The sequence below is a fragment of the Curtobacterium sp. VKM Ac-2922 genome, assembly GCF_022815645.1.
In the GTDB taxonomy this organism is placed as follows: Bacteria; Actinomycetota; Actinomycetes; order Actinomycetales; family Microbacteriaceae; genus Curtobacterium.
In genome coordinates, this window is the sequence record NZ_JALGRO010000003.1 from 278,717 (window position 1) to 288,711 (window position 9,995).

Sequence of the window (9,995 nt, forward strand, 5' to 3'; positions counted from 1 at the left end):
TGATGCTAGTGCGCCGCCCTGGCCTTCCCCTCCGAGGAACTGTGACGTCCGCTGCGAGGATGGACCGGTGCTCCCCGACCTCGCCGACCTGTTGTCCGACGCGCACGTCGTCGCCCTGCCGATGCGGGTGCGGTTCCGCGGCATCACCACCCGCGAGGCACTCGTGCTGCGCGGCCCCGAGGGCTGGACGGAGTTCTCGCCGTTCGTCGAGTACGACGACGCCGAGGCCGCCGCGTGGCTCCGTGCGGCGATCGACTTCGGGTGGACACCGCACGCGCCCGCGGCCTCGTCCGTCCTGGTGAACGCCACCGTGCCGGCCGTCGCGCCGTCGGCGGTCGAGGGTCTGCTCGCGCGGTACCCGGGCTGCACCACGGCCAAGGTGAAGGTCGCCGAACCCGGAACCGGCATCGAGGACGACGTCGCACGGGTCGCCGAGGTCCGTCGGGTGATGGGTCCCGACGCGGCCGTCCGGATCGATGCCAACGGCCTGTGGAGTGTCGACCAGGCCGTTGTCGCCCTCGAGCGCCTGGCCCCGTTCGACCTGCAGTACGCCGAGCAGCCGTGCCGGACGATCGCCGAACTCGCTGCGCTGCGACGACGCACCGCGGGTCTCGGTGTCCGGATCGCGGCGGACGAGAGCGTCCGCAAGGCCTCGGATCCCCTCGCCGTCGCCCGTGCCGGTGCCGCCGACGTGCTGGTCGTCAAGGCGCAACCGCTCGGCGGGATCACCGCGGCGCAGCGCGTCATCGCCGCAGCCGGACTGCCGTGCGTGGTGTCCAGCGCCCTCGACACGTCGGTCGGGCTCGGGATGGGGGCGTTCCTGGCGGCTGCCGCGATGAGCCCGGGCTACGCCGCGGGGCTCGGGACGGCGGCCATGTTCGCGGGTGACGTCACGACGGATCCGCTCCTGCCCACGAACGGGAGGATCGGGGTGCGTCGCGTCGACGTCGCCCCGTCCCTGCTGGAGCAGTACACGGCGTCACCCGAGCGGACCGCCTGGTGGCGGGCACGGGTGGAGCGGGTGCACGCACTGCTCGCAGACACGTCGGCGCGGGAGTAGGCGGCTCCGCACGAGGTTCCGCAACGGTTTGCTGCGCGACTCCGGCCCGAGTCCACCGGTCACAACACCCCGCTCAGGTCCGCCGGCCGGTCACATCCTGTCGCTCGGCCGACGCTCGAGCGACGTTTCGCGACCACTCACCGATGCCGTCCCGGTCGCGAGGCGCAGAACCGCGCAGATCAGCCCAGGTGGCAGTCGACCGGTCACGGCACCCCGCTCACGTTCGGACTCCACCGCGCGCGGCCTCGCCGACCGGTCACGACACCCCGCTCACGTCCGGACTCCACCGCGCGCGGCCTCGCCGACCGGTCACGGCACCCCGCTCACGTTCGCCGGCCGGTCACATCCTGTCGCTCGTCGACGCTGCGAACGACGTTTTCTGACCGGTCGCCGCCCGCGTGCGACGTGTCGTGACCACTCGCGCACAGGGCCGCCCACGGGACACGAACAGGGCGCCCGCGGGGCGCGGGACGCGGGACTCGGGACAGCGCACGCGAGTGGCTGCCCGTGCACGGAACAGGCGCGGCACGGGAAGGTCCCGCACCGCGCCTGTTCGACGATCGTCAGTGGTTCACAGCCCGGAGTAGCTGTGCAGCCCCTTGAAGAACACGTTGACGACGGCGAAGTTGAACATCACCGCGGAGAACCCGACGAGCGCCAGCCACGACGACCGGGCGCCGCGCCAGCCACGGGTGGCCCGAGCGTGGATGTAGCCCGCGTAGATGACCCAGATGATGAAGGTCCAGACTTCCTTGGTGTCCCAGCCCCAGTACCGGCCCCATGCTCGTTCGGCCCAGATGGCACCGGCGATGAGCGTGAAGGTCCACAGCACGAAGCCCACGAGCAGGACGCGGTAGGTCAGGACCTCGAGCCGGTCGGCGTCGGGCAGGGTCTCCATGAAGCGCAGCTGCTTGGATGCACCGCTGTGGCTGAGGCGGTACGTCTGGATCAGCTGCGACACGGCCAGACCAGCACCCAGGGCGAAGAAGCCCGTACCGGCGATGGCGACGAACACGTGCAGGACGAGCCAGTACGACTCGAGCGCAGGCACGAGCGGGCGGACCGGCACGTAGTAGTTGACCGTCGCGATGCCGAGCAGGATCAGCGTGAGTCCGGTGATGAAGACGCCGAGGAACTTCAGGTTCTGCCACAGCTGCACGAGCAGGAAGATCGCGATGATCAGCCCGGTGCCCGTGAGCGAGAACTCGAACATGTTGCCCCACGGCACACGGTCGGCCGCGATGCCACGGAGGACGATCGCGCCGACGTGCAGCACGAGTGCCAGGATCGTCATCGCCATGCCCACGCGCTCGAACCGTGAGCCGCGTCGACCGGAGCCGGTCTTGGCCGGGGCTTCGACCCGTTCGAGGACGACGGTGCCGCCCTGGACCGTGGCGACGGTCTTGGCCTGCTGCTGACGCGCGGTCGAGGCGACGGCCGCGCCGTCGGCACCGACCGTGACCTCGCCGGACCGCTTGGCCATGTCGAGTGCGAACGAGATGAACGCGACCACGTACACGGCCATGGCCGAGTAGGTGAGCACGACCGAGTAGGTCGCGAGGTTCGTCGTCATGTCCACGAGGGAATCCTAACTCCGAGGTCTGACACGTGCTTGGCGGCGATGTCCGCCACGGCCCGTTCGAGATTGGGGTCCTCGCCGCGGGCCAGCCCCGCGTACTCGAGGTCGTACTCGCCGTGCTCGGCTCCGGTGCGCGGCACGACCTTCACCCACACGCGACGGCGCGGGACGAACAGCGAGGTCAGCAGCCCGAGCACGCTGAGCACGGCGAACCCGCCGACCCACAGCTGCGACGGGTCGTGGTGCACGTCGAGCGAGACGTACCGCTTCACGCCGTTGAACGTGATCGACCCGGCACCCTGCGGCAGCGTCTTGGTCTGCCCGGGCTTCAGCTCGACGCTCTTGGCCTCGGACTTGGTGCCGGCGATCTGCTTGAGTCCGCTCGTGTCGAGCTGGTAGACGCTGCGCGGCACGCCGTCGTCCAGGCCGAGGTTGCCCGTGTAGACCTGCAGCGTCAGCAGCGGGTTCTCGGCGTCGGGGTAGTTCGACGTGAACGCGCCGGTGCCGAGCTTGACCGCGGTCGGGTAGAAGAACCCGACCATGCCGAGTTGGTCCGGTGCCGCGTCGGGGACCTTGATGACGCCGGTCGAGGTGTAGTTCGCGTCGGCGGGCAGGAAGGGCACGTCGTCCTGGAACGCCACGTTGCCGTCGCCGTCGCGCACGGTGACGTCCATCGCGTAGCCGTTGCCGAGCAGGTACACGTTCGTGCCGCCGATCGACAGCGGGTCGTTGACACCGAGCCGGCCGGTCGTCGGCTGACCGCCCTTGGACTGCGAGGTCACCGTCGCCGAGTAGTCGGTCGCCTGCCCGAGGGCGTCGAGGTTGCGCTCTTCGTACTTCGTGACGAACTTGTCGAGCGTCAGGTTGTAGCCCTGCAGGTCGCTCTGCTGGAACCAGCGCCCCGGGTTGAACGAGTCGTACGAGCCGAGCACGTTCGAGAACGTCTGCCCCTCGACCAGCAGCCGCTGGCCGGTGTACCCGAACCCACCGCCGATGCCGACGGCGACCAGGACCCCGACGAGTGCGGCGTGGAAGACCAGGTTGCCGGTCTCGCGCAGGTACCCGCGCTCGGCGCTCACCGAGTCGCCGAACCGCTCGACGCGGTAGCCCGAGCGCTTGAGCATCGCCATGGCACGCGTGACCGCGTGGTCGGCGGACGGGAGGCCCGTGGCCGGGTCCGTCCCGCGCGCGGCGTCCGTCATGGTGTCCGGCTCGACTGCGACGGTGCGGTACCCCGCCAGGCGGGTCAGCCGTGCCGGGGTCTTGGGCGGCCGGGTCCGGAGCGCCTGCCAGTGGTGCTTGGTGCGCGGGATGATGCAGCCGATGAGCGACACGAACAGCAGCAGGTAGATCGCCGAGAACCACACCGAGGTGTAGGTGTCGAAGACCTGGAGCTTGTCGAGGACCGGGAACAGCTGCGGGTGGTCGGCCTGGTACTGCACGACGCCGTTGGGGTCGGCGGTGCGCTGCGGCACGAGCGACCCCGGGATCGCCGCGAGCGCGAGCATCATCAGCAGGAACAGCGCCGTGCGCATGCTGGTCAGCTGGCGCCAGAAGAACCGGATGTACCCGAGGATGCCGAGCTTGGGCTGGTTGACGTCGCCGCCCGCGCCCTCGGTGGGGCCGGAGCCGTCGACGTGGTCCGACGGCCGCATCGGGTCGGACGCGGTGCCGTTCTCGAGCCGGCTGTCGTCGGTGTCAGACTGCCGGGACATAGCTCTGGATCACCACCCCGACGCTCGACATGACGGCCGACCAGATGCCGGTGACCATGAGCAGACCGATGACGATCAGGATCGCTCCTCCGATGATGTTGACGACGCGCATGTGGCGCTTCACGACGCGGATGGCCCCGGCCGCCCACCCGGCGCCGAGCGCCACGAGCAGGAACGGGATGCCGAGGCCCAGGCAGTAGGCGACGCCGAGCCACATGCCCTGCCACGCGCTGCCCGCCTGCACGCTGAGCAGGTTGATCGCGGCCAGGGTCGGCCCGAGGCACGGGGTCCACCCGAGACCGAAGACGATGCCGAGCAGCGGTGCGCCGACCAGTCCCGTGGCGGGGGTCCAGGACGGCTTCAGGGTGCGCTGCAGGAACGTGAAGCGCCCGATGAACACCAGGCCCATCAGGACGACGACGACCCCGAGCACCTGTGTGATGAGGTCACGCCAGCGGACGAGCCAGAAGCCGAGTGCGCCGAACACGGTCGTGTAGGCGACGAACACCGCGGTGAAGCCGAGCACGAAGAGCAGCACCCCGAGGACCACACGACCCCGACCCCGGTTCCCCGCGTCGGCGATGCCGCTGACGTACCCCAGGTACCCGGGGACGAGCGGCAGGACGCACGGCGACAGGAACGACACGAGCCCGGCGAGCAGCGCCACGGGCAGTGCGACGAGCATCTGCCCACTGAGGATCGCGTCGGAGAAGGGGTTGCTGCCCACGGGTCAGGACGCCTTGCTGCCGCTGAGCTCGTCACTGACCAGGGTGTCGAGGATGCTCGTGCCGTCGATGGCGCCGAGCACGCGCGCGGCGACACGGCCCTTGGTGTCGAGCACGATCGTCGCGGGGACGGCGTTCGGCGCGATCTGCCCGGACAGGGCGAGCTGCATCGTGCCCTTGTCGGCGTCGAGCACCGTCGGGTAGTCGATCCCGAAGGTGCGCTCGAAGGCCGCGGCGGTCGCTGCCTGGTCGCGCACGTTGACCCCGATGAACTGCACGTCCTTGTCGGCGTACTTGCGCTGCACCGTGTTGAGGTACTTCGCCTCGGCACGGCAGGGCGGGCAGCTGGCGTACCAGAAGTTGAGCACGACGACCTTGCCGCGCAGGGCCTTGGCCGACAGGGTCGCCCCGTCGGTGTCCTTCGCGGTGAAGTCGACGGTGTCGGTGCGCTTGTCGGCGGCGACCTCGGTCACCGCGCCGTCGCCGGAGATGTAGTTCTGCGTGGTGCCCTTGCCGTACTGGTTCGCCAGGGAGTCACTGCCGCTGGAACACCCGGCCAGCGCGAGGGCGGCGACCACGGCAGTCGCTGCGGTCGCGACGAGACGTTGCTTGACACTGCGGACGATCACACTGCTCCTTCGTCGACTGCACGTTGGCGGAGTTCCATCGCCGGGTCCGCGTACCCGACCTCGGTGAAGCGACCGCCGGACGTGGCGGGCACGCGCTCGAGGGTCGTGATGCTGGAGAGGTCGCACCGGCGTCGGCGCGGGTCGTGCCACAGGGACTCCCCCGCGAGACGACGGTGGACCATCCAGATCGGCAACTGGTGGCTCACGAGGACGACGTCGCCCTCGTCGACACTCTCCCACGCACTGGTGACAGCGGCGAGCATGCGGTTGGCGATCGACTCGTAGGCCTCACCCCAGCTGGGTCGCCACGGGTTCGCGATCCAGGGCCACTCGGCCGGTCGGCGGATCGAGCGCTTCGTGAACCCGGGAGGCTGTCCCTCGTACCGGTTGGTGGGCTCGATGAGCCGTTCGTCGAGTGCGACGTCGAGGCCGTAGGCGGCAGCCCAGGGCGCGGCGGACTCCTGCGTCCGCTGCAGGGGTGACGCGACGATCCGGCGGACGTCGACGCCGGCGTCCTTCCACGCGGTGGCGGACGCGGCGGCCATCTGGTGCCCGAGTTCGCTCAGTCCGAAGCCCGGCAGCCGGCCGTACAGCACACGGTCCGGGTTGTGGACCTCGCCGTGCCGGACGAGGTGGATTCGGGACGCGGGCATGGGTTCCAGTGTAGGTCGCGCCGTGGTTCCCACTGCCCACACAGCGGATTGACGGCTTCGGGACCCCTCAGCCGAGGTGCCCGGACAGTCGGCCGTGGATCGCGACCGACCCCGTGTTGAGGTTCACGACCTCGACGCTCGACCCGTGCTTGGCGAAGCGCTGTTCGACCCCGTCGAGCGCCGCCACCGTGCTGGCGTCGTACACGTGTGCCTCGGACATGTCGATGACGACGTGCGCCGGGTCCAGGGCGTACGAGAACCGGGTGACCAGGTCGTTCGACGACGCGAAGAACAGCGCGCCGCGCACGCGGTACCGCACGGTGTCGTCGTCGACGGGTTCGCGGACGACCTCGACCACGTGGGCGACCCGGCGGGCGAAGACGAGCGCGGCGAGCACGACCCCGACGAGCACGCCGGTCGCCAGGTTGTTCGTGACGACGACCACGACCACCGTGATGAGCATGACGGCCGTCTCGCCGAGCGGCATGCGGCCGAGCGTGCGGGGACGGATGCTGTGCCAGTCGAACGTCGCGACGCACACCATGAGCATCACGGCGGTGAGTGCCGCCATCGGGATCCGGGCGACGACGTCGTGCAGCACGATCGTCAGCACGAGCACCGAGACCCCCGCGGCGAAGGTCGAGATCCGGGTGCGGGCGCCGGCGGTCTTCACGTTGATCACCGTCTGGCCGATCATGGCGCAGCCGCCGGTGCCGCCGAAGAACGCGGAGGCGATGTTGGCGATGCCCTGGCCCCACGACTCGCGCCACTTGCTGGACCCGGTGTCGGTCAGGGCATCGACGAGCTGGGCGGTGAGCAGCGTCTCGATGAGCCCGACGATCGCCATGCCGAACGCGTACGGCGCGATGATCCCCAGGGTGTCGAACGAGATCGGCACCGTGATGCCACTGAACCCGGGCAGCGCGGTCGGGAGCGCCCCCTCGTCGCCGACGGTCGGCACCACGACGCCGAACACGACGGTGATCAGGGTGATCACCACGACGGCGATGAGCGGCGCCGGCACGGCCTTGGTCAGGTACGGGAAGCCGACGATCACCGCGACCCCCAGGGCGGTCAGGGGCCAGACGACGAACGGCACGTCGTGCCCGAGCAGGTTCGGCAGCTGTGCGGTGAAGATCAGGATGGCCAGGGCGTTGACGAACGCGACGTTCACGCTGCGCGGGATGAACCGCATCAGCCGGGCGACACCGAGGAACCCGAGCACGAGCTGGATCACGCCACCGAGCACGACCGTCGGGACCAGGTAGGCGATGCCGTGGTCGCGGACGAGGGGGGCGATGACGAGCGCGACCGACCCGGCGGCTGCCGACACCATGGCGGGACGACCGCCGACGATCGCGATGACGACCGCGATCACCACGCTCGAGAACAGTCCGACGGCCGGGTCGACACCCGCGACGACGGAGAAGGAGATCGCCTCGGGGATGAGGGCGAGTGCGGTCACGATGCCGGCCAGGACCTCGCGCGTCAGCATGCGCGGCGATCGGAGGGCCGACAGGACGCTCTGGGCAGGCGGGGCCGTGGTGAGGGAGGTCATCGCTGCCAACCCTACCCTCACGTCAGGGTAGGGTTGGTCGCATGACGGAAGCGCAGGACCCGGGCACGATGCACATCGGCGAGCTGGCCGACCGCGCCGGCATGTCCCTGCGGACGATCCGCCACTACGACGAGGTGGGGCTGCTGGTGCCGAGTGGCCGGACGACGGGTGGCTTCCGCGTGTACACCGAGCGTGACCTGGAACGCCTGCTCGTGATCCGCCGGATGAAGCCCCTGGGGTTCTCGCTCGACCAGATGGGCGAGCTCCTGCGCATCGTCGACGGTCTGCCCGGCACCGACCCCGAGGACACCGCCGCTCGCGCGGCCCAGCTCGACGCGTTCGTGCAGGACGCGCGCGACCGGCACGCCAAGTTGGTCGAGCGTGCCGGCATGGCCGAGGAGTTCATCGGCACGCTGAGCGTCCTGCGGGCATCCCTGCCCTGAGCAGCACCCCGACCAGCCGCGAACAGGACACGCGTCGGCCGGCACCTGCGTGGCCAGGCCGCGGGTCCCCCGGTCCGCCGACATCCTGCGGACCGCTTCCCCGCCCGCGACCTGGCCACGTCGAGAACGCTACGGTCGCGGCGGCGGTGATCCGGGCCTCCAGGTCGCCCCTGTGGACAACTGCCGGCCGGATCTGCCTGTGGAGAACGGCCGCGCGGCAGAGCCGGATAGACTCGGCGACCGTGATCGAACGCACCCGCATCAGCGACCTCGCCGCTCTCCCCGACGGTCCCGTCTCCGTGGCCGGATGGGTCGAGACGGTCCGTGACCAGAAGAAGGTGCAGTTCGTCGTCCTGCGCGACGAGACCGGCGCCGTCCAGCTCGTCAACCCGGCGACGCGTGAGGCAACCGACGGCGACGACGCGTCGGCCGCGGCCCTCGCCACGACCGAGACGATCTCGGGCCTGGCGCACGGCTCCTTCATCCACGTGACCGGCACGCTCAAGGCGGACGAGCGCGTCAAGCTCGGTGGCCTCGAGGTCAAGGTCGGCGCGCTCACCGTCGTCAGCGCCGCCATCCCGGAGACGCCGATCGCCGACGACTCCTCGCTCGACAAGCGCCTCGACTGGCGGTTCATCGACCTGCGCAACCGCAAGCAGAACCTGATCTTCCGCATCCAGACCACGCTCGAGCACGCGTTCCGCACGTACTGGGTCGAACGCGACTACATCGAGATCCACACGCCCAAGCTGATGGCGTCGGCGTCCGAGTCCCGCGCCGAGCTCTTCCAGCTCGAGTACTTCGAGACGACCGCGTACCTGGCGCAGTCGCCGCAGAACTTCAAGCAGATGGCCCAGCCCGCCGGCTTCGGTGCCGTGTTCGAGATCGCCGACGCCTTCCGCGCCGACCCGTCGTTCACCAGCCGGCACGCCACCGAGTTCACCAGCGTCGACGCCGAGTTCTCGTGGGTCGAGTCCCACGAGGACGTCATGGCGATGCACGAAGAGCTGCTGGTCGCCGGCATCACCGCGGTCAAGGAGAAGTACGGCGCGGACATCGAAGCGGTCTTCGGCTTCGAGCTGCAGGTCCCGTCCACGCCCTTCCCCCGCGTGACCCTGGCCGAGGCGCGGAAGATCGTCGCCGACAGCGGCCACGACGTCGTCCGCGCCGACGGCGACCTGGACCCCGAGGGCGAGCGCCGCGTGTCCGCGTGGGCCAAGGAGCACCACGGCAACGAGTTCGTCTTCGTCACGGACTACGACGCCTCGATCCGGCCGTACTACCACATGCGCCACGCCGACGACCCGACACTCACGAACAGCTACGACCTGCTGTTCAACGGTGCCGAGATCTCCACAGGTGCGCAGCGCGAGCACCGTGTCGACGTCCTCACCGCCCAGGCAGAGGAGAAGGGCCTGGACCCGGCCGAGCTCGGCTGGTACCTCGACTTCTTCCGCTACGGCGTGCCGCCGCACGGCGGCTTCGGCATGGGCCTGGCCCGCGTCCTGATGCTCATGCTCGGCGAGCCCTCGATCCGCGAGGTCACGTACCTGTTCCGCGGCCCGACGCGTCTGACCCCGTAGTCGACGCGCGTCGACGACCGACAGGTGGCCCCGGGCGGTCCCCGCCCGGG

The 9,995-nt window shown here is 70.1% G+C and carries 9 protein-coding genes; 3 read left to right on the forward strand and 6 right to left on the reverse strand.

Annotation, left to right across the window (positions count from 1 at the left end):
- Positions 1-67 precede the first annotated feature (67 nt).
- Positions 68-1,060 (forward strand): o-succinylbenzoate synthase, encoded by a 993-nt coding sequence (locus tag MT346_RS05060; RefSeq protein WP_243561726.1) that lies wholly within the window; start codon positions 68-70, stop codon positions 1,058-1,060.
- A gap of 571 nt (positions 1,061-1,631) precedes the next feature.
- Here the strand turns inward: MT346_RS05060 and ccsB are convergent.
- From ccsB to MT346_RS05090, 6 genes are all read right to left on the reverse strand, one after another.
- Positions 1,632-2,633, reverse strand: coding sequence for a c-type cytochrome biogenesis protein CcsB (gene ccsB / locus MT346_RS05065; RefSeq protein ID WP_243561727.1), 1,002 nt, complete (start codon positions 2,631-2,633; stop codon positions 1,632-1,634).
- Complete coding sequence (locus MT346_RS05070; RefSeq protein ID WP_374202505.1) at positions 2,630-4,294, reverse strand: cytochrome c biogenesis protein ResB; 1,665 nt, start codon at positions 4,292-4,294, stop codon at positions 2,630-2,632. The genes ccsB and MT346_RS05070 overlap by 4 nt, the downstream gene beginning before the upstream one ends.
- A 43-nt stretch (positions 4,295-4,337) precedes the next feature.
- Complete coding sequence (locus MT346_RS05075) at positions 4,338-5,039, reverse strand: cytochrome c biogenesis CcdA family protein (protein ID WP_243561819.1); 702 nt, start codon at positions 5,037-5,039, stop codon at positions 4,338-4,340.
- A gap of 45 nt (positions 5,040-5,084) precedes the next feature.
- A complete protein-coding gene (locus MT346_RS05080) occupies positions 5,085-5,708 on the reverse strand; it encodes a TlpA disulfide reductase family protein (RefSeq protein ID WP_243561729.1) in 624 nt (207 codons plus the stop codon).
- Positions 5,705-6,361, reverse strand: coding sequence for a histidine phosphatase family protein (locus MT346_RS05085; RefSeq protein WP_243561730.1), 657 nt, complete (start codon positions 6,359-6,361; stop codon positions 5,705-5,707). The genes MT346_RS05080 and MT346_RS05085 overlap by 4 nt, the downstream gene beginning before the upstream one ends.
- Before the next feature lie 67 nt (positions 6,362-6,428).
- Positions 6,429-7,919 carry a SulP family inorganic anion transporter gene (locus tag MT346_RS05090; protein WP_243561731.1) on the reverse strand — a complete coding sequence of 497 codons (1,491 nt, stop codon included), beginning with the start codon at positions 7,917-7,919 and terminating at the stop codon, positions 6,429-6,431.
- Between the two features lie 41 nt (positions 7,920-7,960).
- Here MT346_RS05090 and MT346_RS05095 point away from each other — a divergent pair, with 41 nt between their 5' ends.
- Both MT346_RS05095 and aspS read left to right on the forward strand, forming a co-directional pair.
- Complete coding sequence (locus MT346_RS05095) at positions 7,961-8,362, forward strand: MerR family transcriptional regulator (RefSeq protein WP_243561732.1); 402 nt, start codon at positions 7,961-7,963, stop codon at positions 8,360-8,362.
- A 242-nt stretch (positions 8,363-8,604) separates the two neighbouring features.
- The gene (gene aspS / locus MT346_RS05100; protein WP_243561733.1) at positions 8,605-9,945 is read left to right on the forward strand and encodes an aspartate--tRNA(Asn) ligase; all 1,341 of its coding nucleotides are present in this window, start codon (positions 8,605-8,607) and stop codon (positions 9,943-9,945) included.
- The last annotated feature ends 50 nt before the right edge of the window (positions 9,946-9,995 follow it).